Raw genomic sequence first — 24,667 nt, 5'->3', positions numbered from 1 at the left:
ACCATCCTGCGGGTTCGGCCGCCGCGGTGGAAGACAGCACTGCTACTAGTAGTAGGAGTACCAGAGTAATAGTATTTTGGGGTGAACAATCCCGGGCGGCGCAAAGAACTTGGCCTTTTCCTGCGGGCCCGGCGTGACCAGGCGCTGCGGGCCGACTATGGCCTGCCGCCCGTGGGACGCACGCGGGAGCGCGGTCTCCGCCGCGAGGAAGTGGCTTTCCTTTCCGGCGTCAGCGTCACCTGGTACACGTGGCTGGAGCAGGGAAGGGACATCAGCCCCTCCCGGCAGGTTTTGGAGGCCATCAGCCGCGCGCTGCATCTTTCCAGCACGGGCCTTGGCTATGTGCTGTCACTGGGCGGCTACGCCTCCGCAGCCCCTGCCGGGCCGGCAGCCGATACTGCCCCGCCCCACATCCAGCGCCTCCTGGATGCCCTCGATCCCAATCCGTCCTTCGCGTTGTTCCCGGACTGGGGCGTGGCTGGGTGGAACAGGGCCTACGCGGCGCTGTATCCCAACATCGCCAACGTGCCGGCTGCAGACCGGAACCTGCTGTGGCTGGTGTTCACCGATCCGTATGTCCGGAGCCTGCTGCCGGACTGGGACACCACCAGCAAGCGGTTCCTCGCAGAGTTCCGGGCCGAGACCGGGCAGCGGCTGGGCGATCCGGACATCCAGTACCAGGTGGAACGGCTCAAGGAGGCGAGCCCGGAGTTCCGGCAGGGCTGGGACCTCTACGACATCCTGGGTTTCGAATCCCGCGAACGCCTCTTCCACCACCCTGCCGTCGGAGTCCTGCAACTGGAGCACCACCAGGTGTCCCCGTCGGACCGGCCGGACCTGCACATTGTGGTGTATACGCCAGCCCCGGGCAGCGATGCCGCGGCGCAGATGATGTCCCTGCTGTCCGGAGCCTAAACGGCTTCCGCCGCGAGGTAGGCAAGCGCGGCTGCGGCCTGGGCCCGGGTGGCTGTGCGGAGGGTGGGCTCCACGGCGGGCAGGAACGACGGCGAGTGGTTGGCGGGGATGTCAGCGTCCACCGTGCCTTTTGCCACGGCCCGCCGGTAGGTCTCCGGGGGCACGGAACCGACGATCCAGTAAACATACGGAATGCCGAACGCGTCAGGGATCCGGCTGAAGTCCTCCGATGCCGTCTGCGGGGCGGTGCGGTAGACGGCGTCCGGGCCGAAGGCGTTGGTGAAGGCTGCGGTGACCTTGGCGTTGGCCTCCGCGTCGTTGCTGGTCAACGGGTACTGGTCGTAATACTCAAACTCCGGTTCCTGTGGAGAGCCGGCCGCTGCGCACTCGCCCCGGACGATCCGCTCGATCGCGGCCACCATGTCGGCCCGCAACGCAACGTCGTAGGTGCGGAGGTTGAGCAGCAGCTCAGCCCGGTCCGGAATGATGTTGGCCGTTGCTCCCGCGCTCACCGATCCAACAGTCAGCACGGCGAACTCCCCTGGCGTCGTTTCGCGGGACACCACTGTTTGGAGGCGGAGGACAATCGAGGCGGCCAGCACCACCGGATCTACGGACTTGTGCGGCATGGAGCCGTGGGCGCCGCGGCCGTGGACGGTGATCCGTACCGAGTCGCCTGCCGAGAGCACAGGGCCCGGGGTGGTGCCGATGGTTCCCGCTTCGGTGGGCATGACGTGCTGGGCCAGCGCGACGTCCGGCTGCGGGATTCCGGCGGCCAGGCCGTCGTCGAGCATTGCCTGCGAGCCGGCCGCCGTCTCCTCTGCTGGCTGGAAGAGGGCGGTGTAGGTTCCCCGCCACGCCTCCCGGTGTTCTGCCAGGTACTTTGCCGCCCCGAGCAGCGCCACCACGTGCATGTCGTGCGCGCACGCGTGCATCACTCCCGGAACCGTGGAGGCGTAGCTTGCCCCGGTCGCCTCGGTGACTGGGAGGGCATCCATATCCGCCCGGGCCAGGACTCCCGGGCCGGCGCCGTTGGCAAGGACCCCCACGACGCCGGTGCCGCCAAAGTGCCGGACATCGAAACCCCAGCCGGCCAGCTTCGCCGCAACGGCCGCGGAGGTCTGGTGTTCGGCGAGGCCGAGCTCCGGATTCCGGTGGAACTGCTCGTAGAGCGGGACCTGCCAGGCCAGCTCCTGCTCGATGCCGCTGTCTGAGACGTCCATGTGCGTACTCCTCCCGGCCGGTTGCCCCGGCCCTTCCGGCTACTTTAGGCCAGCACCCCCTGCCGCACTATGGCCGGCTTGAACTGTGCACCCGCGCCCGGGAATACCGGCACCTCGATCCGCGCGTGGGTGTGGACCTCGGTGACCGTGGCTTTGGTGTGCCGGGCGATGTTCTCCATGGTGGTCACCCACATGCCGTCCATTGCCTTCACCCGCTCCATCAACTGCTCCAGCGCTACGGCCTTGGACGGCCGGCCGGAGATGAACGGGTGGTTGGTGAGGACGAAGCAGCTGCCCTGGGAGTGGTGGGCCTGGGCTTCGAGGGTCCACATTTCCAGGACCTTGGCCGGGCTTTCGATCACGCCGCTGCCGGTGACCCCGGGGTAGAAGGCGTACTGCTCCCAGTCGTCCAGGGTCCAGTCCACGGGAATCTCCACGATGTCCCGGGGATCGTCCGCGGCGACGGCGCAGCGGTAGGGGGCGTCGCCGTCGAGCAGGCTCGAATCGTAGAGGAAGCCGCGGTCCGCCAGGAGGCCCGGGGAGTGCCAGTTCAGTTCCCACCACGGTGCCCGATAGCCCACCGGCCGGACCCCTGCCACCTTCGCCAGGGCTTCCAGGCCGCGGTCAATGTAGCTGGCCTCGGTGGCGGCGTCGATCCCCTGCATGGGTTCGTGCAGGTAGCCGTGGTGCGCCACCTCGTGCCCGCCGTCCACGATCTGCCGCACAACGTCGGGGTAGGACTCCGCGGTGAAACCGGGGATGAAGAAGGTGGCCTGGATGTCCTGGCGGGCCAGGATGGCCAGGAGCCGCGGGACCGCGATCTTGGGGCCATAGGACTGGTGGCTCATCAGCGACATGCGCCGGGTGCTGGTGGGATCGTGGGCGATGGTGCAGGACTCGGCGTCCACGTCGAAGGTGAAGGACGCTGCGGCCTTGAAGCCCTCGGGCCAGGTGATGGGGTGCAGGGCGTCCGCGATGGCGGGCTTGTTCACGGGAAATCCTTTCGGCGGGCGCTGTGTGCGCCCGCCAGGGTTTGTGGAAGAGGAGTAGTGCCGCTTAGAGGGCGGGAAGGGCGGGGCTGCCGGCCGGCTCGGCCTGGGCGACGGTGCGGGGCTCAAGGGCGAGGTAGCGGATGTGCTGGCGCGGGCCGAGGATGGCGTACACCGCGGCGCTGGTCAGTCCACCGGCCAGCCAGGACAGGTCCCAGCCGCCCAGGGCCACGGCGATGGGGCCCTGCATGATGGGGATCAGGCCGTACATGAACAGCCACGTGGTGAAGATCCCTGCCACGAGTGAGATGACGCCGGCAAAGTTGACCACCGGAAGCCGCTTGGTTCCCACGCCGTCGAACAGCCGTTCGGTTCCGCCGGGCCAGCGCTTCTCCAGCCAGAAGTAGTGCACCAGCATGATTCCGCCCCAGGCGGCCACCCAGGCCACCAGGCCGATCAGCCAGGCGTCGAGTACCGCTGCGAAGTCCTCCTGGAAGATGAAGAAGACGACGGCGGCGAGCGAGAAGACGCCGACGAACAGGTTGAGTTTGCGGCGGCTGATGGAGATGTCCAGGGCCTGGGTGGCCACGGAGAAGGTGTAGATGTTCAGGATGTTGGTGGCGATGGGGCCGTGGAGCACCATCAGCAGTACGGGCAGCGCCATGGCGCCGAAGTTCAGGACGATGAGCTTGCCGGGATCGATCTCGCCGCTGTTGGTGGCAAGGCTGGCGCCCAGGACGCCGAGCCACACCACGGGGATGAACTGGCCCAGCACTGAAGCGAGGTAGACCTTCTTCTTGGGGACGCTGGTGCTGACGAACCGGGAGTAGTCCGCGGCGTAGGTGAACCAGGTGATGCCCCAGCCAATGCCGATGGCGGTCATCACGGCGCTCATGGCCGCGATGCGATCGGAACCTTCCAGGACGGCGCCGGCAGGACCGGCATAGCTCCAGTTGATGTCCATGCCGAACCAGGCCACCTCGGACATGACGGCGAGGATGAGGATGGTGGGCGGTACGGTCCATTTTTCGAAGGCGGCGATGGCCTTGTAGCCGAACCAGGCAATGGCAACCTGGAGGGCCATGATGAAGGTGGCAACGCCGATCTTCCAGGCGTAGTTGGGGGCTTCCGGGTCAACCCAGCCAAGGGTTCCGAAGAGCGCCATGACCAGGTCCAGGATGATCCAGGTGTTCACCGCGCACCAGCCGATGACCAGCAGGGCCTGGATGGCGGCCGGCAGGTAGTTGCCGCGCCGTCCGAATGCGGCCCGGGCCAGGACCATGCCGGTGGCTCCGGTCTTCTGGCCCAGGAGGACAAAGCAGCCGAAGAGCAGCATGCCGATCAGGTTGCCCAGCACCAGGACGGTGATGGTGTCCGCGAGCCCGAGTCCCAGCTGGATGCCGAGTGCCCCCAGCACCCAGTTGATGGGTGCCAGGTTGGCGCCCGCCCAGATCCAGAACTGGCCGGATACCTTGCGCGTTCGTGCTGATTCGGGGATGGGCTGCAGCCAGGCTTCGTGGTCCACGGCGCTGTGGTCCTGCGTGGCCTGGTCAGGTTGGCCGTGCGTGGCTGTAGAAAGCTTTTCTTGCATGGGGGCCTCCGTGAGGTGGATAAGTACCAACAAGGCTATGTGGCCCCCATCACAAGCAACAAGATACAATCTGTCGAACAAATCCTCCTACTACGTTACGGACTGTCGTGTCAGTGTTTCTTGGCGAAATACTCGCCCACCCCGCCCTCGCCGCCGCCGATCCCGTGGTCCACCCGCAAGGAGTGGTGGCTGATGCGCAACCGGTCCGCTGGGTCCACTCCAGTGAGGTGCTGGACATCGCTCCCCTGCTCCGCGGCGGCGAGCTGCTGCTCTGCGGCGGGATCACGCTGGCCACCGCCGCCCCGGCCAAACGCGCAGACTACGTCCGTGAACTGGCCCAGCGCGGCGTTGCCGCCCTGGCCATCGAGACGGGCGGTGCACTGCCGGAAATCCCTGCCGACATGCTTCAAACGGCGGAGGAGTACGGCCTTCCCGTGGTGGAACTGCGGAAGGTGGTGCCGTTCGTCGGTGTCATGCAGGCCATCAACTCGATGCTTGTCAGCGAGTCCGTGGGGCACCTGCAACAGGCGGACGCCGCAACGCGCGCCATGGCTGCAGAGCTGGCCCACGGCGCCTCGCTCGACAAGATGCTGGGCGTGCTGGCGGGCATCACCGGCTCCGCCGTCAAACTCACTTCCCCGTGGGGCGTCACCATGGGCAGCGCGGTCCCGGAAGGCTGGAGCAACGGGGTGGACGCGCACGCGGGCGAAGGAACAGGGGACGACGACGGCTCCGGGCCGGACGCGCACGGCGGCTTTTACGCCGTGGCCGGCGGAACGGTCATCACCGTGGACATCCCGGTGCGCGGGGTCCTCATGGGGCGGCTCGAGGTGCACGTTCCCGATGTCGCGGACACCGCCCTGGCCCAGGTGGCCGGGGAACGGGCCGTGGACATCCTGGGCCTGGCGCTGCTGCAGCACACACCTCCGGGACTGCATGCCCTGGCCGGTGCTGAACTGATGCGCGCCGTGTTGAATTCCGCTCCGGAGTGGCGGCTCGAGCAGCTCGCCCCCGGCGCCGGTTTCCCCACGGACTCCCCCGCCGTCGTCGCCGCCATCCATGCGGCGGCGCCGCAGGAGCTGCGCGGCGCCGTCGAAAACTTCCTCAGCTCAGAGCGGATCCCCTGCGCCGCCTACCTTGACGACACCGAACTGGTGGTCATGATCGGCCTGCCGTGCACCGAGACTGCCGGCGAGCGCCGGCAGCTCCTGGAATCCTTGCAGGGGCTGGAAGGGGACCACGACGCCGTGATCGCCGTGGGGCCGCTGGCAGACGGGGTGGCGGAGGCAGCCTGGTCACTGGCGGAAGCGCGCCGCGCCCTGGAGGTCCGGCAGATCCGCCGGCGGAACGCGTCGGCCCGCAGGCGGCACCCGTCCCGGGGCCTGGTTGTAGTTGACGCCCAGGACACCGCCGTGGAAAGCCTCGCCCTGACCTGCCTGGATGCCTCGTCCCGGGAGGCGTTCGTGAGCCGGCAGCTACGGGCGGTCCTGGATCACGATGCGCAGCGGCAGTCCCAGCTGCTGGAGACCCTGCAGGTGTGGCTGGACTCCGGCTGCAATACCGCGCAGTCGGCACGCGAACTGCACTTGGAACGGCAGTCGATGCACCACAGGCTGCAGCGGATCTTCGAGCTCTGCGGCGGAGACCCGCGCGGGACGGGGCGGCTCGCGGCGTTGCACCTGGCGGCAAGGATGGCCGGGCTGCCCTGACCTCCTGCGGGGCCCCTGCTTCCGGACGTATGCTTGCCTGGCATTGCCCTGTGGCCGGGCCCCCAGGTCCGGGCAGCTCGGATGGAAAGGGCGCGGCGGATGGCAAAGCGGAATACTTCCTTAGTGGGTGCGCCGTGCTGGGTCGACACCTGGCAACCGGACCCCCAGGGTGCCAAAGAGTTCTATGGCGGACTGTTCGGCTGGACGTTCGACGAGCCGATACAGGTGCCGGGATTCGAGGGCGGGTACTGTCTGGCGCGCCTTGACGGCCGCTCCGTAGGCGGCGTGGGGCAGGCCCCGCCGGGGTCACCAGCGGGATGGCTGACCCATATCCGGGTGGGCGATGCCGGGAAGGCTTCAGCGCTGGCGGAACAGGCGGGCGGCCGGCAGCTCGGGGCCATCGGCGCCGGGACCCGTTCGCAACTGGTTGCCGATTCCTCCGGCGTGCTGTTCTGCCTGCGGCAGGCGGGCGTCAATGACGGCGTTGAGCTGGCAGACCAGCCCAATAGCTGGGCCATGAGTTCGCTGCACACCCCGGATCTTGGAAAGGCCCAGGAGTTCTACAGGGCATTGTTCAACTGGGAACTGACGTCACCGCCGGACGCCCCGTTTTCACTGTGGCTCCTCGAAGACCAGCTGGTGGCCGTGGCTACCCCCACCGACGGCGTGACTGTTCCTCCACATTGGAGTGTGAACTTCGGGGTCACCGATGCAGACAGGACCGCCGACCGGGCCGTTGCCCTGGGCGGCGGCATTGTCATGGCACCCATGGACAGCCCCGGGTTCAGGAGCGCCGTGATCAGCGACCCCTGGGGCGGCGTGGTCGCGGTCAGCGCGGTCACGGAGCAAACCGGCACCCCGCCGGTACGGGCCTGACCAGGCAGCCTCAACTTCCCGGGCGGCCACCCAGCCGGGTGGTCACCTTGGCGGCGGCGGCGACGCAGGCCTCCCCCAGGCTCTCGAACTGTTCCTTGGACACCCGGAACCGCGGCGCCGGAATCAGGACGGCCGCCACAACGTCGCCGCGGTGGTCGCGGACAGGCGCGGCCACGCCCACCTCGTCCATGGACGATTCGCCGTAGTTCCCCGCCCATCCCCGCTGCGCAACATCCTGGAGCCGGGCTTCGTACGCTGCCAGTCCGTCGTCGTCCAGTCCCGGGAAGGTGATGGTTCCGCTGCGCAACAGTTCACGCACCCGTTCGGCCGGCAGCGTGGACAGGAACACCTGGACCGAGGCGCTCATGGCGTCGCGGTAGCGGGCGCCCAGGGGCGTGGTGTGCTTGATCTGGTGGTGGCTCGCGATCTGCTCCACGCAGATGGCCTCGTCACCGTTCCACAGCATGAGGGCACTGGTTTCGCCGGTCTGCTCGGTCAGCTGCCGCAGGACGGGGTAGGCAACGCGGCGTTCCTCCATCTCGGCCAGCAGCGGTCCGGCGACGGCGATGAGCCCCAGGCCCAGCCGGAACCGCTTGGTTTCCGGGTCACGTTCCACCAGGTTTTCCTGCTCGAAGGTGGCCAGGATCCGGGACACGCTGGATTTGTGCATGCCCACGCGGTTGGCGATTTCCGTGACGCCCAGCAGGGGTTCGTCCGCCGTGAAGGTGCGCAGGACGGCGATGGCGTTGACGACGACGGAGGCTCCTTTGGCGTCCGTCCCGCCGTTGGTGCCGGTTCCGCTGCCGTTGCTGTCTGGGGTTTTCGCAGGAGTCATGGTGGACACCATCTTTCCCTATGGTCGGGGCTGGACACCGAAAGCGGCGCCGTGGTGCACGGCGCCGCTTCGGCTGTTCAGATGGTTATCCCTGGACGATGTTGTGTTCCGGGCCGAACGGGAACTTGGTGATGTTTTCCACCGTGTTGTCCTCGCCGATCACCAGGATGTCGTGCTCGCGGTAGCCGCCGGCGCCCGGCAGGCCGTCCGCCACCGTGATCATGGGCTCCATGGAAACCACCATGCCCGGCTCGAGGACGGTGTCGATGTCCTCGCGCAGCTCCAGCCCGGCTTCGCGGCCGTAGTAGTGGCTCAGGACGCCGAAGGAGTGGCCGTAACCGAAGGTGCGGTTGGCCAGCAGGCCGTGGCTGATGTAGATCTCGTTGAGCTCGGCGGCGATGTCCTTGCAGACGGCGCCGGGCTTGATCAGTTCCAGGCCGCGCTCGTGCACCTCGACGTTGATGTTCCACAGCTCCAGCGAGCGCTCGTCCGGCTGGCCCAGGAAGAGGGTCCGCTCCAGGGCGGTGTAGTAACCGGAGGTCATGGGGAAGCAGTTGAGCGAGAGGATGTCGCCCTGCTGCAGCTTGCGGGTGGTGGCCCAGTTGTGGGCGCCATCGGTGTTGATGCCGGACTGGAACCACACCCAGGTGTCGCGGACCTCGCGGTCCGGGAAGGTCCTGGCGATCTCGTGCACCATGGCCTCGGTGCCGATGAGGGCCACCTCGTACTCGGAGATGCCTTCGCGGATGGCGTTGCGGATGGCCTCGCCGCCCAGGTCGCCGATGCGGGCGCCGTGCTTGATGACTTCGATTTCCTCGGCGGACTTGATCATGCGCTGGCGCATGGCGTCCTGGGAGACGTCCAGGAGCTGGGCGCCGGGGAACGCGGCGGCGATCTTTTCGCGGGTCAGGCCCGGGAGGAAGTCGTCCTCGACGCCCAGCCGGGTGGCCTTGACGCCGCGCTGGCGCAGGGCTTCCTGGAGGCCGAAGTAGAAGTTGTCGCGGCGCCAGTCGGTGTAGACGATGTTCTCGCCGTAGGAGGTGCGCCACGGCATGCCGGCGTCGATGTTGGCGGTGACGGTGACGGAGTCGTTGGCGGTGACCACCAGGGCGTAGTTGCGGCCGAACGTGGTGTACAGGAAGTCGGAGTAGTACTTGATGCCGTGGTAGCTGGTGAGGATGACCGCGTCCAGCTCCTTGGCGGCCATGATTTTGCGGAGGCCGCCAAGGCGGCGCTCGAACTCTGCGTCGGAGAACGTGAGCTTGCCCTTGGTGCCGTTGTGCAGGACCTTGAGGCGCTCGAGTTCGGCGATGGAGGAGGCGTTGTCGGCAGTGATAGTCACGGGTGGTGCCTTTCTAGTGGGTGCCAGCTGCTGTTGGTGCAGTTGGTGTTGGTGCGTAGTGAGGTTGGTCTGTGGACCCGGATGGGTCAGGGGCCTCTGGTTGGTCAGAGGTGCTTGAGGGGCTTCCGCGAGGTTTCGGTGGCGAACAGCACGGCCACGAGGGACACGGCGGATGCGGCCACGAGGTACCAGCCCGGCGCCAGCTTGCTTTGCGTCATGCCGATGAGCAGGGTGGCCATGAACGGGGCGGTGCCGCCGAACAGGGCATTGGAGAGGTTGAAGCTGACGGCGAAGCCGCTGTAGCGGACCTTGGTGGGGAACAGTTCGGCCAGGAAACTGGGCAGCGTTCCGTCGTTCAGCGTGAGCATGCCGCCCAGCAGGATCTGGACCAGGACGATCACCAGGAAGTTGCCGGTATCCAGCAGCATGAACGCGGGGACGGTCAGGAGCATGAACAGGACCGACGCGGTGATCAGCATGCGCTTGCGGCCGAACCGGTCCGAGGCGAGTCCTGTCAGGAAAATGAAGCCGATGTAGCTGGCCAGGGCGATGGTGGTGGCCAGGAAGGACTCGGTGGGGCCGAAGCCCAGTTCCTCGGACAGGTAGGTGGGCATGTAGCTGAGGATGACGTAGAAGCCGACGGCGTTGAGCAGCACTGCCCCGCAGGCGATGATGAGCTGCTTGCGGTAGGTGCGGAACATGTCCAGGGCCGGGGCTTTGGGAGCGGACTCCTCCTGGTCGGCCAGCGCGCGGAAGGCCGGGGTGTCCTCCAGCTTGGTGCGGATGTAGCGGCCGATCAGTCCCATGGGGGCGGCCAGCAGGAACGGCAGCCGCCATCCCCATTCGTGCAGCTGGTCAGTGCTGAGTACCGAGCTGAGGAGCGCCGCGATCAGTGACCCCAGGAGCAGGCCGGCGGCGGTACTGGCGGGAACGACGGCGGCATAGAGTCCGCGGCGGTTGGCCGGCGCGTATTCCACCAGGAAGGCTGATGCTCCGGCGTATTCGCCGGCCGCCGAAAAGCCCTGGACCACGCGGACCAGGAGCAGCAGGACCGGGGCCAGCATGCCGATGGTTCCGTAACCGGGGATGAGGGCGATGCAGAAGGTTGAGACGGACATGATGACGATTGAGAGGGACAGCGCCTTGCGCCTGCCCAGCTTGTCGCCGATATGCCCCCAGAAGAAGCCGCCCAGGGGACGGACGAAGAAGGAGATCGCGAAGACGGCGAAGGTGGCCAGCAGCGCGGTCTGCCGGTCTGCTTCAGGGAAGAACACCGACGAGATGACGGCTGCGAGGTAGCCGTACACGGCGTAGTCGAACCACTCGACAAAGTTGCCGATGAAGCTCGCGGTGACTACCCGGCGTCGTACGTCCTTGCCGGCAACGGCGTTGTCCGTGCCGCCGCCAGCCCCGGCAGGAGCGTTGGCGTCAGCGGCAACCACTCCTGCCTGGGGTGAGTTTTGTTGGGTACTCATGAAACCACCAATAAAAGTTGGAGTTGCATTGCTTGCAACGTGGTTGTTTCACGATAGGGCGTGATGTGCAGCACAGTCAAGGCTTTTTCGAAGCTAGTTACTGCAGTTCTTCTTGAACATCCCAGGGAGCCGGACAAGGGGAAGCGCGGGCGGAACGGTCCTACTGGGGTTGCTTTCAACGCAACATGGTTGTCACACAAAGCCCAATTCTGTTCCTTAGTGGCCCCGCCCCTCAGCCGCCAAGGACGGGCCGAAAGACACGAGCGCAACGGCTCCCCTTACCGCATACTGGCGCCATGGACGACACTGCTGCCAAGGAGCGCACCGCGCGAAGACCCGACCGGATCCTGCTCACGCTGGTAGGGGTGGTGGTCCTGCTGGTGGTGGTTGCGCTCGCCGTGGTCTTCACCCGCGGCGAACCGGCACCGCTCGATGAGGCAAGCCCCGCCGGGGTGGTCCAGCGCTACAGCAAAGCAGTGGTCGACAGCGACACCAACACTGCCCAGTCATACCTCACCGAGGGCGCCAAGAGCCGGTGCCGTGGCACCTATTCCGGCGAGCCGGCACCCGCCCGCGTTGTCTTGATTTCGACGACGGAACGTACCGATTCAGCCACCGTGAGAGTTTCGATTGTCCGGTCGTCCCAGGGCGGACCTTTCGGCCCCTCCGAGTACGAGATGGAGGATTCCTTCTCACTCCTCAAGGTGAACGGACAATGGAAGATTGACCAGCCGCCATACCCCCTCATGGCGTGCACCGTTGTGCCGGTGAAGCAATGACGGCGCCCGCAGCTTCAGCGGCCCCCGCGCCCACGAGCGGCCTGGCAACGCTCCGCCGGCTGATCCTGTACGTCCTGCTGTTTGCACTGGTGGTGATCTCGGCCTCCGGGCTCCAGGGACTCCTGGAGCGGCTCTTCCGGACGGCATCCACCCTGGTGTCAGGCGACGTTGCAGGCCTGGCCCTGTCCCTTGCCTTTACCCTGATCGGCGGCCCGCTGGCCCTGCTGCTGTGGTGGTTCGTGTGGAGGCGCCTGGACGACGAATCGGAGCGCAGGGCACCCGGCTGGGGCCTGTACCTGACCGGGATGTACACGGTCTCGCTGATCATCAGCACCACGTCGCTGCTGAACCTTGCAACCTCCTTCATCGATTCGCACGAAAGCCAATGGCCCTCCCCCCTGGCCAACGGGATTGTATGGTCGGCCATCTGGTGGTGGCACCGGTGGATGTGGAAGCACCCCCGCAAACCGTCGTCGCATCTCGAAGACGTGCGGGCCGTCGTCGGCTCCGTGTTTGGGCTCCTCCTGGGCGCCGGCGCCGCCATTGCAGCACTGGGCAGCCTGCTGGACGTGGCGATCCGCGGTTCCGCGGCAGCGGCCACCTTTGAGCCTTGGTGGTTCCCTGTCCTGAGATCCGTGGTGTGGGCTGCCGGCGGAGCGGTGGTGTGGTGGTGGCACTGGTTCCGGGAGGGCGGCCGGCGCTTCCAGACAGGGCTGGTGGACATCACCATCATCGCCGTGGGCATCTTCGTCGCCGGCATCACCGCCCTGGGCGGACTGGGCGTCATCCTGTTTGTCCTCCTGCGGCTGGCATTCGACCGGATCGACCCCCTGAATGACCTGCTCGAGCCGCTGGCCCCGGCAATCGCGGCCGCTGCCATCGGCACCCTGGTCTGGCGCTACCACCGCATGGCGTCGGTCAGCCGGTCCACCAGGACGCGCCGCGCCAGCCTCCTGGTGACGTCCGCGGTGGCGCTTGCCGCGGCGGCATCCGGCGTCGGCGTTGTAGTCAACGCACTGCTGGCCGCCGCCGTCTCACCGTTGGCGGGCGGGGCCACACGCACGCTGCTTCTTGGCGGCCTCAGTTCCCTGGTGGTGGGAGCACCGGTCTGGTGGCTGGCCTGGAAACCCAGGCACCAGCCGCGGACAGCGGAGGATATTCCGCCCGGCCGGCGCGTCTACCTGGTGGCGTTTTTCGGCGTCAGTGCCGTGGTGGCCCTCATTACCCTGCTGGTCATTGGCTACCGGCTGTTCGAATTCCTGCTGGGCGATGTCACCGGCGGAAGCCTCCTGGACCGCGTCCGCGCACCTCTCGGCCTCCTGGCGGCGGCAGGCCTCGTTGCGGGCTACCACTTCGCGCTGTGGCGGCATGACCGGAAACTGCTTGCCGCGGCCGCTCCTACGCACAAGCGAATGATTGAGCGGGTCACCCTCGTCAGCGGATATCCACCAGGTTCCGTGGATCCCGAGGCCCTGGCGCGCGGCATTGCTGACGCCACCGGAGGTGCCAAGGTGACCACCTGGCTGAGGGCGGACGACGGCGGCACCGGACTTCCGCCGTCGGCCGCGCTTGCTCCGGGGGTTGAGGAGGCCGTGCGGCAGGTGGCGGCGGCTCTGGAGGGCGTCACCGCCCATCAGGTCCTGGTGGTTGCGGGGCCGGAGGACCGGCTGGAAGTGATTCCGCTTGCTGCTGCCGGTGGCACTCCTGTCCTTGGCGGCCCTGTCCCTGGCCGGGTGCTTCGGCCCTGACTTGCGGTGGATGCTGACGCCTGGCGTTGGCGGGAAAGGAGGGAAGCGATGGCTGCTCGTGGACCCGCGAAGCACCGTGTGCCGCATGGGTAGGAAACAGCCGGCGCGGACTCGGGTGTTTGGCGGCAGTCCTGCTCGCGTTGGCAGGGTGTTCGTCCCGGTGGTACGCCGTCGGCCAGCAGCCCTCCAAGCAGTGTGACGCGTTCTTCGCAGGCCTCCAATTCCCCCTCTGCATCAGCAGCGCCACCGTCCGGGCCCTTCTCGGATGCCGAACTCGCAGCCATCATCAACGGCGTGGGCGAGGCCCGCAACCTGCCGCTTCCCCCGGCCCATGATTCAACTCGCCTGCGCATACCCTTCGACTCCCGGGCAGACCGCCTGCGGGGCTGCACAAGCATCCAGGAAAGTTCGTTCGGCGGAGGCAGCAGGCCCTGGTCCGGGGTTTCCGCGCTGCCCACAACCATCGCTGCTGACGCGAGCTGCGCGGTGGCCTATCAGCTCTCGGACGGGACAGGCGAATGGCACGTGCGGAGCGGGACACGCAGGGGAACGCTGTCAATCGAAGCAGCCAGCAGAACGGCATCGCGGGCGGATATCCAGGCCAAAGCCGAGGCGCTGGCCGCTTTCTACGGCAGCGTCTTCGCACGCGCCGGCAAGTAGGCGGGCATGGCCAACCTCCCGACGGCGCCAGCCCATCCTCAAGATTTGCGCAGTTTATCCGGCTGGTGGATTAACCCTCTTCCCTTGGCATTCGGTGGTGCCTAGTGTGGGCACACAGGTTTTGCCAAGGGGGACATGTGAAAAGCTCGGTTGAAGGTCTTCAGGACGCCACAAGCCAGGATGCGCAGGCGGCGGCAGTGGATTCAGTGGAAGTACAGCACAAGGTGGCGGAATGGACATCTGACTGCCTTCTCACCCTGCGCAGCCCCATCCGCTTCACCCGGGCCGACTGGCCCTAGTTCCCACCGGCCCCGCTGACAGGACGGGCCACCTGGACCACCGGTATGACTCGCAGAGCCATGCGCCCAACACGGCCAGCGCACTGGTCCAGGTCGTTACCCGCCGTTTCAGGCCCGTCCTGGCTGATCTTCAGCTGGACGCGTCCCGCTCGATTTCTTCGGCGAGATCGTCCACTTCCTCGGGGCGGGCGTCAATTCCCGCTTCCTCGAAGCGCTCTTCCAGCACATGACTAACGTCATCCTGGACATGGCCCAACTGGATGTCGTGGCGCACATCCTCGGCGATGGTTTCAGGCGTCTCGAGGTGTTCGGATTCGGCCACAAGCTCGTCGCTGCCGTCAAAGGGGTCGTGGGCGCCGCCGTCTCCGCTATCAGTCATACTCCATGGTTACCCTTCTCCTTCCGGCAGTAAACGCCCCCGCGTCGATGAGGCGCCGCTTGCCCCACCTCAGCCCAGGAAGGTGTGGTGCACTTCGCTGCCGTAGCGGCCGATGATGGCCCGCTTGGCGTTCCGGAAGGCTTCGAGATCATCGGCATGGCCGTGCTGTTCGACGCGGAGCCTTGCCAGCTCGTCCGAGATCACGTCAAGGAAGAGTTCGGCGAGCAGGAGCCGGGCGGAGTCGCGGAAGCGTCCCCGCCCGTCGACGTAGAGCTGGACGGTCGGGGCCGCGGTGTTGATAATGACCTTCCGTTCCTCTTCGGAGTACACGGCGCGGTCCGTGCTGTTGTGGAGGTTGCGGAAGTCGTAGCCCGTAAAGAGGTCGACGCCGTGGTCCCGGCTGGGGCGGTGGACCTGGCGGTGCGGTGCCGGCAGGCTGCCGGCGGCGGCTTGGTGCGGCGGTTGGTCTGCGCTGTGGCGTGAGGCGTGCTCGGCGATGACCACTTCGCAGATCGCCCAGTAGTCCCCCGCCCTGGCGGTAATCTCCCCGCGGTCGCCAGCCCGGTCCCCGGCTGCAGTCCATTGAAGCCGGGGAGTCTCCGCCAAGGTACTGACGGGAACCGGGGCGGGCAGCGGGTCCAGCCGGATTGAGGCCGGAAGTTCCAGCTCAAACACCAAGGTTTCGCCCTCGGGCAGTTGGCTTGGATCCAGCAGCAGGGCAACGTGGAACGGATGCACCGGGGGACGGTAGTAGAAGGGCGTTGTGAACCGCAGCGCCGCCGGGACTTGTGCCTCCGGTTCCTGTGTGCCGTCCCCGTTCCGGACAATGGGTGCTGTTTCCAGGCCCAGGTCCAGGATGGCGGCCTCGCTCATGTGTTGCAGCAGATGCTCGATCATCTCGGCGGTTCGCCCGGAGGTGGTGGCGCGTTCCAGATGGGTGAGTTTGTCTTTCTCGGCCTGGACAGGCGCCGCGATCATCCGGCTCACCGCGTGCGAGAACGCAGCAACGAAAGGGTCCTTGATGTTCAGGCCTTCACGTTCGTCGCTGATGATGGCTTTGCCTCTGCCCAGCATTTCGGTCAGCGCGGGGCACCGCACCGTTCCGAACAGATATTCAGTGCCCACCTGGTTCTCAAATTCGAACATCTGGCAGTCCAGCACGGCCATGCCGGACTCCACCACCAGGCCGGCGGTCCGTTCGTCGCCCTTCAACGTCAGTTCAACATCCTGTGCCCGTTTGAGCGTGACGGTGAACGCGTACTCGCTGCCGTCAACGCTGAACCTGCCTGGCTCGTCAGGGCCTATCAGCGTGATGGCCGGGGGTTCGTGGAAGCGGATGCGGTCTCTGCCGTTGTCCCCGTTTCCTGGGCGCCCGCGCTCCAGCTCCACTGTGCGCCGGTCCAGTACGTCCCGCAGGTAGATGTTGTCCGCAAGGAGCTGCAGCAAGGTGGCCTGCTGGGTGATGGTGGCGTGCGGGTTGTCGACGACGATGGTGACCTTGGTGCCGTTGCCGCCATCGGGAATCCCAAGCCGGGCGTAGTCCGCAGGAAACGCCTGCCGGTCAGCACCGTCGTCGTCATAAAGGTAACCGCCGTTGCTGCCCCGGAAGATGTCGATCCTGGTGAAGCGGCCACCCTGGACGGTTTCGATCCAGCCGTGGCCCAGGCCGAAGATGGCCTGTTTGAGCCCGCGCCCGAAGTAGCCGCGGCCTGCTCCCTCGCCGCGGGCCAACGGGCTGTGGGCGCCGCCGTAGCTGAGGATGCGGCCCGCCTGTTCGAAGGACATGCCTTCCGCCTGGTCGCTGACCATCAGTACCGCCCCGGAGTGGTGCCGCTGGTAGCTGACCAGGATCCTGCCCGTCACGTTGCCGCCGGCTTTTTCCAACCGGGCGTAGCTGTCATCGCTGTTGGTGATGAGCTCCACCAGCGCCTTCTCAACCGAGGCGAAGCGCCGGGAATCGATTCCGATCACGCGCTGGTCCACTTGGATCTGGGCAACCGTCATGGGTGCTTCCTTCGCTCACAACCGAAGCTGACAGCCAACCGGGAGGCGGTGCAACGGTTGGCTACGGGGAGCCTAGCAGCAGGCGGGGAGGTCAGGACACCCCGGCGAGAACCCCGTCAACGCGGGCCAGCAGCCCAGGCCAGCCGTTGCCCATGCCGTCGATGGCGTGGCGGCCCATAGGGGTGTCCAACTGGAAGCCGGCGTGCTCGAAGTGGAGGATGGTGCCGCCGTCCACGGGTTCGAGCTGCCAGGTGATGGTGGTGTCCAGCTGGCCTTCGGAGAAGAGGAAGCTGATGGATGTTCCGGGCTCCACGGCCAGGACTTCGCACTGCTGCTGGCCCCAGGCGTCCATGTCCATGGTGAAGCGGTGGCCCACCACTGGTGCGATGTCGCCAGGCGCCCACCAGCGGGCCAACAGGTCCGGTGTAGTCAGCGCGGCCCAGACGGCCGCAGCGGGGTGTGGGTAGCGGCGTTCGAGCCTGATGGCGTTCTCGGTCATGTCGGTTTCTCCTCGTCCAGAAGGTCGGCCAGGACATCCAGCCGCTGGTTCCAGTAGCGCTCGAAGTGCTTCACCCACCCGCCAATCTCGGCGAGCCTGGCCGGCTGGAGGCGGTACACCCTGTTCCGCCCCTGCCGCTCCTCCCGCACCAGCCCCGCGCCCCGGAGCACGGCGAGGTGTTCGGACGCGGCGGGGCGGCTGAGGTCCAGCAGGCCGGTGAGTTCACCGGCCGTCCGGGGCCCTTGGCGCAGTTCGTCCAGGATGACCCGCCGCGCCGGGTTCGACACGGCGGCGAAGACATCGGGAAGCACAACGACAGTATACGTCGGAAATATCCGACACATCACATACCGGCAAAGGCCGGTCATGTTCACTGCATCACATCAGGGCTACGCTGGGCCGCATCAGGCATAGGCTGTAATTGCATGCAAATACATGAAGCATCAAGGGATTCAAAGGAGATGCCCCCCATGAAGGCATGGCAGTTCACCGGCACCAACAACCCGCTCACCCTCAACGAAGTGGCTGAACCCAGTGGAGGTCCGGGCCAGGTAGTAGTCAGCGTCAAGGCCGCCGGGGTGTGCCACTCGGACGTGACAGCCCTCGACGACGCCGGATGGATGCCGCTGTTCCCGGAACTCCCCCGCACCATGGGCCACGAAAATGCGGGCGTCATCACCGAGGTGGGCCCCGGCATGGAGCACTGGAAGGTTGGCGACCGGGTTGGCCTCTCCCCCGTCATGAAGGACGGCGACGCGTTGGGTTATGGCAAATGGGACGGCGGTTTCGGCCCCAAACTGCTCGCCACGGACGACAACCTGGTGAAGCTGCCCGATGAGGTCTCGTTCGAGCTGGGCGCGATGGCCACCGACGCCGGACTTACCGCCTACCACGCCATCATGGCCGTGGGCGGGGCCAAGGCAGGCATGAAAGTAGGCGTGATCGGCCTGGGCGGACTGGGCTACATCGGTGCCCGCGTGGCAGTGCTGGCAGGCGCCGAAGTCTATGGCGCCGAGGTGAACCCCGAGACGCAGAAGCTCGCGGACGAGATTGGCCTCGCCGGCGTGGGTGGCTCCATCACGGACTTCAAGGACAAAAACCTGGACCTGATAGTGGATTACGCCGGCTTCGGCACCACCACCTCGGCGGCACTTGAGACCCTGGCCGAGTTCGGCACGCTGGTCCAGGTTGGCATGGGACGTCTCGAAGCGACCATCAACACCTACCCACTGATCATCAACCAGCTGTCCATCAAGGGATCCAAGTCGGGCACCAAGGAGGACCTCGAGAACCTCTATGCCCTCATGAAGTCCGGCGAGCTGAACCCGCCGATGAACCTCATCAAGCAGGCTGACATCCCGGACGCCATCGACAAACTGCGCAAGGGCGGCGTGGTGGGCCGCTTCATCGCGGTCTACGAGGACTGAATCAGCCACGCGCCTTCTTGAGCGGACGACGGCGGGCGCGTCCCGCCGTCGTCCGCTTGCTTCTTTGACGGCTACTACAGCGCGCTCCCGGTTCATCCACTAGGCTCGCTTCTGGCCCGCTGGGGGCCGGACTCGGCTGCGCCGGACTTATTGGGGGGCATATCCATGGTGGAAACTGGCAGTACATCAACAACGGCGAGAGGCCTGTCCCTGGTTCGGCCAGCCGCGCTCCTTGTTGTGCTGTCGCTGGGACTGGCAGGATGCACTTACGCGGGCGCTCCACCCCAAGTGGAACCGGCCGCCGCAGCCGTGCCAACTTCCCCCACATCGTCCGCCGCCGCGAAGCCTCCCCTGGGTGGGGAAACCGTGCGGGACTCGTTTGGCAACGCGGACTTCTACACCAGTGTGGGAGGCGACACTCCTGCGGCGGTGGCTGCCGCCTACAAGCTTTCCGAGGCCAAGCTCTCCGCATTTAACGGCCTCCAGCCCGGGACCCCCCTCACTCCGGGCACACGGCTCCGCCTGATTCCGGCCGGGCCGGGAACCGGCGCAAGCGGCCCTGTGACCGTTGACGCAGATGGCATCCCGACCAGCTACTTGGTGGAACCCGACGACACCCTGAGCGGCATCACTTACCGCTTCAACCTCACCGAAAAGCAGTTGGCCGAGGCGAACAAGGTGCCCTTCACCTATGAGCGGGGGAACGTCTTCTACATCCAGGCAGGAAGGCTCATCCAGCTTCAGAAGAAGCCGGTGGACAGCCGCTCCGGGTCCGGGACAGAGGTCAAAAACTCGTTCGGCCAGACGGTCTTCTACACCACGGTGGACGGCGACTCGTTCGACAGCCTTGGCTACAAGTTCCGCTCAACCACGGCACAGATCCTGCTGTACAACCCTTCACTGGCAGCGAATGAGCCCATCCACGCAGGGACGAAGGTTCAACTGATTCCTGGCGACGTGAAAATTGAAGGCGCCCAGGGAACGTTCACCGCCGATGCCAACGGGATTCCGCTGACCTACACCACGGCGCCCGGCGACATCGAACTCCAGGTTGCCTTCCGCTTCGGCGTGACAGACGTAAGGTCGGCCAACCGTCCAAGTAAGGGCACGGGTGGGGCGTGGTACGAGTTTGCAGACTTGCCGAACGGCGAGCTGGCACCAGGCCAGACCATTAGCGTGGCACTGGACCAGCCCATCAACAAACCCGAACGCTAAGGCACGTCGCCAGCGACGTTTTCTTGGCGCTTTAACCTTTACTGCCGGCCGGAGCTGCCTCTCCGGCCCGCCCGGTAACCCGCCCAGAACGCGAGCACCAGCAGTCCGGCAACCATGACCGCCAGCCCGATCTGGGTGCCCGGGCTGATGAATGCCATGCCGTTGGCTGTGAAGACCTCATTGCTCAGCGGCGCGTAAGCGAACCAGCCTACGTAGCTGTTCCGGTTGCTCCACGCGATGAAGCATCCCACCACCATGATCAAGACACCCAGTAAAGGCACGACGGCGGCAGGAACTTTGGCGCGCTTGTACGGTTGGCGTTTCTCAGGTATGTCGTTCTCCCGCATGGAACGCGAGTCTAGCTGCGGGCACCCGTGCTGCCGGCCAAGGCGGCCGCAGAAACTTCCGGCACTCCATAAACATCAGCCTCTCCTCTTGCTGAGAAACCGCTTTCTCGATAATGTCCTTGTCAGCGCCCTCCAGTGATCGGCGTCATAGTGGACCGCGGACCGGGGCGCGCAGTTCATTCCAATGACGGAAGAGATAACATGCGAAAACGCAGTGCCTACGTGTCCTTATCCGCAGCACTGGCAGTAGCCGGAGCCCTCATCATTCCAACCCAGGCAGGGGCAGCTCCAAACCCTGCGGCCGACCCCACTGCCCAAACCGCCCAGACACCACTGGAGCGCCAAGTCCTTGCCGAAGGCAACGGCTGGGCGTCAGAAGGGACGGGAACCACGGGCGGTTCAGCAGCCACAGGCGCCCACGTCTACGACGTCACCACCAAAGCCGAGATGCTGGCGGCCTTCGCGGAAGCCGGTACCCAACCCAAGATCGTCAGGGTCCATGGAACCATCAACGCAAACACGGCACCGGATGGAACTCAGCTGACCTGCGAAGGTTACGCCGAGGGGACCGGCTACAGTCTGGAGCAGTACCTCCGGGACTTCGACCCGGCCACCTACGGACGCAGCCAGGAGCCCGCAGGTCCGCAGGAGGACGCCCGCCGCCTGGCCGCGGCAAAGCAGGCGAAGACCATCCGCTGGGACATCCCGAGCAACACCACCATCGTCGGAGCAACCCCGGACAGCAGCATCACCGGCGCGGCGATGCGTATCAACGGCGCCACCAACGTGATCGTGCGGAACCTGACATTGCGGGATTCCGCCGACTGCTTCCCCGCCTGGGATCCCACTGACGGGGATGAAGGCAACTGGAACAGCGAATACGATCTGCTGCAGGTCATCAACAAAGCCACGCACGTGTGGATCGACCACTCCGCCTTCACCGACGCCCCCAACCTGGACAGCTCCCAGCCGCTCTACTTCGGCCGCCCCTACCAGGTGCACGACGGCGCGGTGGATGTCACCAACGGCTCGGACCTGGTGACCATGTCCTACAACCGGTTCTCCGACCACGACAAACTGCTCCTGATCGGCTCCACCGACTCCGCCACCCGTGGCGACCCCGGCAAACTGCGCGTCACCATCCACCACAACGTCTTCGAGAACGTGGGCCAGCGTGCCCCGCGGGTGCGTTTCGGCCAGGTGGACGTGTACAACAACCACTACAAGGTAACGGCGGACAGCCCCATTCCCTACGAGTACAGCCTGGGCGCCGGCTTCAGCTCCCACCTGTACGCGGAGGCCAACGCCTTCACCCTGCCGGAGGGAATCACCGCCGCTGACATCATCGGCCGCTACAAGGGAACCCAGATCACCACCATCGCCAATGCGGTCAATGGCAAGATCACGGACATTCGCGCCGAGTACAACGCTGCTGCTGCGCCTGCCGACCAGCTGGCAGCGGATACCTCCTGGACGCCCACCTTCCGCACCCAGGTCCACCCGGCCCAGGCCGTACCGGCCCTGCTAAAGGACTCCACGGGCCCCATCTTCACCGCCGGGAGGGACTCCTGATGGCCGCAATCCTGCCCAGCCGGCGCAGCGTCCTGGCCTCCCTGGCCCTCGCTGCCGGCACTGCGGCTCTCTCCGGAACAGGCGTGGCAACCGCCGTCGCCCAGGCCAGCTCCGACCCCACGAAGCCCCGCACCAAGCCCGTCATCTTTGTGGTCGGGGACTCGACGTCGTCGGCGTACCAACAGTCAGAACGGCCCCGCGCGGGGTGGGGACAGGCCCTGCCGCTCCTGCTGGGACCGCAGGCGACCGTCTTCGACTACGCGTGGTCCGGAGCGTCCTCGAAGAGCTTTGCCGATGCAGGCCTGCTGGACCGCGTGCTGGCCCTGATGCAGCCGGGCGACTACCTGCTCATCAGCTTCGGCCACAACGACGAGAAGGTTGCCGATCCCGCCCGCGGGACTCTTCCTGATTCCACCTTCAAGGAGTACCTGGGCCAGTACATCGACGGCGCCAGGGCACGCGGGGGCAAGCCCGTGCTGGCCACCCCGGTAGAGCGCCGCCGCTTTGATGCGTCCGGCAATGCAAAGGATTCCCACGGTGAGTATCCGCGGGCAGTGCGCGAACTTGCCGCGGCGTCGGGCACTGCCCTGGTGGACCTGACGGCTTCTTCGAAGCAGTTGTGGCAGGAACTGGGGCCGGAAGGAACCAAGTCGCGCTTCCTCTTCCTCGCCCCAGGCCAGCACCCGCAGTATCCGCAGGGTTCCGAGGACAATACCCATTTCCAGGCCCTCGGGGCCGTGGAGGTGGCCCGCCTGGTGGCCCGCGAACTGCAATCCAAGCAGATCGTCCCGCCTGGCTACTTCCTGAATATCGACGCCGGCACCGATCCCCTGCTGGAGGTGTACTGGCCCAGTGAACGTCCGGTGGACCTGCCAGTGACGCTCGACGTCGGCCCGGGCAGCACGTTCCCGACTGTTCAGTCCGCTGTGGATTCGGTCCCGGCGGGCAGCCTGCAGCGGACGGTCATCAGGATCCAACCGGGCACTTACCGGGAAGCCGTCCGGATTCCGGCCACCAAGCCGCGGATCACTTTCGTTGGGCAGGGCGGCAGGCCGGAGGATGTGGTGCTGGTCTACAACAACGCCTCAGGGACTCCCAAGCCGGATGGCAGCGGGAACTTCGGCACCTCGGGCAGCGCATCCGTACGGGTTGACGGGCCGGATTTCGTGGCACGGAACCTGACCATCAGCAACGATTTCGACGAAGCCGCCAACCTGGGGATGAAGGACCGCCAGGCTGTCGCACTGCACGTCACCGGGGACCGGTCGGTGTTGTCCAATGTCAGGCTGCTGGGCAACCAGGACACCTTGCTGGTCAACTCCCCCGGCGCGGGTGTCCAGGCCCGCTTCTACTTCGACAGCTGTTATGTGGAGGGGGACGTGGACTTCATTTTCGGCCGCGGCACCGCCGTTTTCAGCGGCTGCGAGATCAAGAGCCTGAACCGCGGTTCCACGACCAACAACGGCTACGTCACGGCGGGTAGCCAGGATCTTTCCATCAAGTACGGGTACCTTTTTGACCGGTGCCGGCTTGTCTCGGACGCCGCCGCCGGTTCCGTCCACTTTGGCAGGCCGTGGCATCCCAGCGGGGACCCGAAGGCGGTGGCGCAGGTCCTGGTGAGGGATTCCTGGCTTGGCGCGCACATCTCGGGTACGCCGTGGACGGACATGAGCGGCTTCTCCTGGCGCGAGGCCCGGTTCCACGAGTTCAACAACCGCGGCCCTGGTGCACAGGTAACGCTGGACCGCCCGCAGCTGCCCGGGCCGGAGGCGGGCAGCTACGCAGCCAGGAACTACCTGCAGGGAACGGACGGCTGGGCGCCTCAGCTTAAAGGGTCGACGGCGGACTGCAGCGTGGTGCCGGTCGCCTAGTAGTGGAAGGGAAGGCCCGGTTCCGCCGCGGAACCGGGCCTTTTTTTCGCCGTTCCTGTCTAGCGGGGCCGCTGCGGCGAGGTTTAGGCTGGGCGGATGCTGACTATCGGAACCATAGTCCTCGGCGTCAACGACATCGCAGCCGCCGCCAAGTTCTGGCATGACGCCCTGGGCTATGTCCCCCAGGAACCCGGTGACGAAACGTGGGTGACCCTTGTGCCGTCGTCGGGCCCTGGTGCGGAGTTGTCGCTCATGCTCAGCGAAACCCCTGTCCAGGACCACCCGCGGATCCACTTGGACCTCTATGCGGATGACCAGGACGCGGAGGTGGAGCGCCTGGTCTCGCTCGGTGCCAAGCGGGTGGACTGGGACCTGTACCCGGAGGACCCAGACTTTGTGGTCCTTGAGGATCCGGACGGGAACCGGTTCTGCGTCATCGACAAGAGCCCGCGCTAGGGGGCTGCGGGGAACAAGCGCGGCTTCCAGGCCGTTGGCATCCGTACAACCGTCACCCTTGCGGGACGGCAGCGACGGAAGGGAACTGATGGTCAGGGCTATCTGGAACGGAAGAGTCATCGCCGAATCCGCGGACACTGTGGTGGTGGAGGGCAACCATTACTTCCCGCGCGACGCCGTCAACGCTGAGTACCTGCGCTACAGCGGCAAGAACACGTTCTGCCCATGGAAGGGCACGGCCAGCTACCACACGCTGGAGGTTGACGGCGAGCTGAATGAAGCTGCGGCCTGGTACTACCCGGAGGCAAAGCCGCGCGCCAAGCACATTGAGGACAGGATCGCGTTCTGGCGCGGCGTCACCATCGAGGAATAGCAGGCGGACAGGGCGGACGACGGCGGGTGGCAATCCTCCGTCGTCCTCTTGCGTGTCGCAGCACCAACAGCACGCGTGGCCCG

Annotated in this window: 24 protein-coding genes; 13 read left to right on the top strand and 11 right to left on the bottom strand. The window is 66.2% G+C overall.

Translation table 11 applies throughout. From position 1 onward, the window contains the following. The first annotated feature begins 81 nt into the window (after positions 1–81). Entirely contained in the window at positions 82–915 is an 834-nt protein-coding gene (locus ACTHQS_RS06935) for a helix-turn-helix transcriptional regulator (RefSeq protein ID WP_440167283.1), read from the top strand. On the opposite strand, the gene ACTHQS_RS06930 is transcribed toward ACTHQS_RS06935, so the two are convergent. From ACTHQS_RS06930 to ACTHQS_RS06920, 3 genes are all read right to left on the bottom strand, one after another. Next, on the bottom strand, positions 912–2,138 hold the full coding sequence (locus ACTHQS_RS06930) for an amidohydrolase (RefSeq protein ID WP_440167282.1): 1,227 nt from the start codon (positions 2,136–2,138) through the stop codon (positions 912–914). The genes ACTHQS_RS06935 and ACTHQS_RS06930 overlap by 4 nt on opposite strands. A 44-nt stretch (positions 2,139–2,182) precedes the next feature. After that, a complete protein-coding gene (locus ACTHQS_RS06925; RefSeq protein WP_440167280.1) occupies positions 2,183–3,130 on the bottom strand; it encodes a polysaccharide deacetylase family protein in 948 nt (315 codons plus the stop codon). Positions 3,131–3,194: 64 nt separating this feature from the next. Further along, on the bottom strand, positions 3,195–4,718 hold the full coding sequence (locus tag ACTHQS_RS06920; protein ID WP_440167278.1) for a purine-cytosine permease family protein: 1,524 nt from the start codon (positions 4,716–4,718) through the stop codon (positions 3,195–3,197). 107 nt (positions 4,719–4,825) lie between these two features. Here ACTHQS_RS06920 and ACTHQS_RS06915 point away from each other — a divergent pair, with 107 nt between their 5' ends. Beyond that, complete coding sequence (locus ACTHQS_RS06915) at positions 4,826–6,427, top strand: PucR family transcriptional regulator (RefSeq protein WP_440167276.1); 1,602 nt, start codon at positions 4,826–4,828, stop codon at positions 6,425–6,427. A 123-nt stretch (positions 6,428–6,550) separates the two neighbouring features. Further along, entirely contained in the window at positions 6,551–7,303 is a 753-nt protein-coding gene (locus tag ACTHQS_RS06910; protein ID WP_440167274.1) for a VOC family protein, read from the top strand. Between the two features lie 10 nt (positions 7,304–7,313). On the opposite strand, the gene ACTHQS_RS06905 is transcribed toward ACTHQS_RS06910, so the two are convergent. The 3 genes from ACTHQS_RS06905 to ACTHQS_RS06895 form a co-directional block, all read right to left on the bottom strand. Then, positions 7,314–8,150, bottom strand: coding sequence for an IclR family transcriptional regulator (locus ACTHQS_RS06905; RefSeq protein ID WP_159630500.1), 837 nt, complete (start codon positions 8,148–8,150; stop codon positions 7,314–7,316). Between the two features lie 73 nt (positions 8,151–8,223). Further along, positions 8,224–9,480, bottom strand: a complete 1,257-nt coding sequence (locus ACTHQS_RS06900; RefSeq protein ID WP_159630498.1) for an aminopeptidase P family protein — start codon at positions 9,478–9,480, stop codon at positions 8,224–8,226. 104 nt (positions 9,481–9,584) lie between these two features. After that, positions 9,585–10,955, bottom strand: a complete 1,371-nt coding sequence (locus ACTHQS_RS06895) for an MFS transporter (RefSeq protein WP_440167272.1) — start codon at positions 10,953–10,955, stop codon at positions 9,585–9,587. Positions 10,956–11,251: 296 nt separating this feature from the next. Between ACTHQS_RS06895 and ACTHQS_RS06890 the strand changes: the two genes are divergently transcribed. From ACTHQS_RS06890 to ACTHQS_RS06875, 4 genes are all read left to right on the top strand, one after another. Further along, positions 11,252–11,734: a hypothetical protein gene (locus tag ACTHQS_RS06890; protein ID WP_440167270.1), complete on the top strand. Its 483-nt coding sequence runs from the start codon at positions 11,252–11,254 to the stop codon at positions 11,732–11,734. Next, positions 11,731–13,482 (top strand): DUF5671 domain-containing protein, encoded by a 1,752-nt coding sequence (locus tag ACTHQS_RS06885; protein WP_440167269.1) that lies wholly within the window; start codon positions 11,731–11,733, stop codon positions 13,480–13,482. Before ACTHQS_RS06890 ends, ACTHQS_RS06885 begins: the two co-directional genes overlap by 4 nt. A 195-nt stretch (positions 13,483–13,677) precedes the next feature. Continuing rightward, on the top strand, positions 13,678–14,142 hold the full coding sequence (locus ACTHQS_RS06880; protein ID WP_440167267.1) for a hypothetical protein: 465 nt from the start codon (positions 13,678–13,680) through the stop codon (positions 14,140–14,142). Positions 14,143–14,279: 137 nt separating this feature from the next. Further along, a complete protein-coding gene (locus tag ACTHQS_RS06875; RefSeq protein ID WP_440167265.1) occupies positions 14,280–14,441 on the top strand; it encodes a hypothetical protein in 162 nt (53 codons plus the stop codon). A 130-nt stretch (positions 14,442–14,571) separates the two neighbouring features. Here ACTHQS_RS06875 and ACTHQS_RS06870 read toward each other — a convergent pair whose 3' ends face one another. The 4 genes from ACTHQS_RS06870 to ACTHQS_RS06855 all read right to left on the bottom strand — a co-directional run bounded on the left by ACTHQS_RS06870 (position 14,572) and on the right by ACTHQS_RS06855 (position 17,634). Continuing rightward, positions 14,572–14,820, bottom strand: a complete 249-nt coding sequence (locus ACTHQS_RS06870) for a hypothetical protein (protein WP_440167264.1) — start codon at positions 14,818–14,820, stop codon at positions 14,572–14,574. Between the two features lie 69 nt (positions 14,821–14,889). After that, the gene (locus ACTHQS_RS06865) at positions 14,890–16,824 is read right to left on the bottom strand and encodes an ATP-binding protein (RefSeq protein WP_440167263.1); all 1,935 of its coding nucleotides are present in this window, start codon (positions 16,822–16,824) and stop codon (positions 14,890–14,892) included. 91 nt (positions 16,825–16,915) lie between these two features. Further along, complete coding sequence (locus ACTHQS_RS06860; RefSeq protein ID WP_440167261.1) at positions 16,916–17,323, bottom strand: SRPBCC family protein; 408 nt, start codon at positions 17,321–17,323, stop codon at positions 16,916–16,918. Then, complete coding sequence (locus ACTHQS_RS06855; RefSeq protein ID WP_440167259.1) at positions 17,320–17,634, bottom strand: ArsR/SmtB family transcription factor; 315 nt, start codon at positions 17,632–17,634, stop codon at positions 17,320–17,322. Before ACTHQS_RS06855 ends, ACTHQS_RS06860 begins: the two co-directional genes overlap by 4 nt. 159 nt (positions 17,635–17,793) lie before the next feature. On the opposite strand from ACTHQS_RS06855, the gene ACTHQS_RS06850 reads away from it, so the two are divergent. Both ACTHQS_RS06850 and ACTHQS_RS06845 read left to right on the top strand, forming a co-directional pair. Then, complete coding sequence (locus tag ACTHQS_RS06850) at positions 17,794–18,750, top strand: zinc-binding dehydrogenase (protein ID WP_440167257.1); 957 nt, start codon at positions 17,794–17,796, stop codon at positions 18,748–18,750. A 366-nt stretch (positions 18,751–19,116) separates the two neighbouring features. Beyond that, the gene (locus tag ACTHQS_RS06845; RefSeq protein ID WP_440167256.1) at positions 19,117–19,965 is read left to right on the top strand and encodes a LysM peptidoglycan-binding domain-containing protein; all 849 of its coding nucleotides are present in this window, start codon (positions 19,117–19,119) and stop codon (positions 19,963–19,965) included. Positions 19,966–20,003: 38 nt separating this feature from the next. Here ACTHQS_RS06845 and ACTHQS_RS06840 read toward each other — a convergent pair whose 3' ends face one another. Further along, complete coding sequence (locus ACTHQS_RS06840; RefSeq protein WP_440167254.1) at positions 20,004–20,312, bottom strand: hypothetical protein; 309 nt, start codon at positions 20,310–20,312, stop codon at positions 20,004–20,006. Between the two features lie 201 nt (positions 20,313–20,513). Here ACTHQS_RS06840 and ACTHQS_RS06835 point away from each other — a divergent pair, with 201 nt between their 5' ends. From ACTHQS_RS06835 to ACTHQS_RS06820, 4 genes are all read left to right on the top strand, one after another. Continuing rightward, a complete protein-coding gene (locus ACTHQS_RS06835) occupies positions 20,514–21,884 on the top strand; it encodes a pectate lyase family protein (protein ID WP_440167252.1) in 1,371 nt (456 codons plus the stop codon). Beyond that, positions 21,884–23,755 (top strand): pectinesterase family protein, encoded by a 1,872-nt coding sequence (locus tag ACTHQS_RS06830; RefSeq protein ID WP_440167251.1) that lies wholly within the window; start codon positions 21,884–21,886, stop codon positions 23,753–23,755. Before ACTHQS_RS06835 ends, ACTHQS_RS06830 begins: the two co-directional genes overlap by 1 nt. Before the next feature lie 96 nt (positions 23,756–23,851). Further along, a complete protein-coding gene (locus ACTHQS_RS06825; RefSeq protein WP_440167250.1) occupies positions 23,852–24,211 on the top strand; it encodes a VOC family protein in 360 nt (119 codons plus the stop codon). An 88-nt stretch (positions 24,212–24,299) separates the two neighbouring features. Next, complete coding sequence (locus tag ACTHQS_RS06820; RefSeq protein WP_440167248.1) at positions 24,300–24,584, top strand: DUF427 domain-containing protein; 285 nt, start codon at positions 24,300–24,302, stop codon at positions 24,582–24,584. Positions 24,585–24,667 lie beyond the last annotated feature (83 nt).

It is taken from the genome of Arthrobacter sp. SAFR-044 (assembly GCF_051965175.1).
GTDB lineage: Bacteria > Actinomycetota > Actinomycetes > Actinomycetales > Micrococcaceae > Arthrobacter.
The sequence above is the reverse complement of the archived record's forward strand: the minus strand, read 5'-3'. Positions and strand labels throughout refer to the sequence as shown.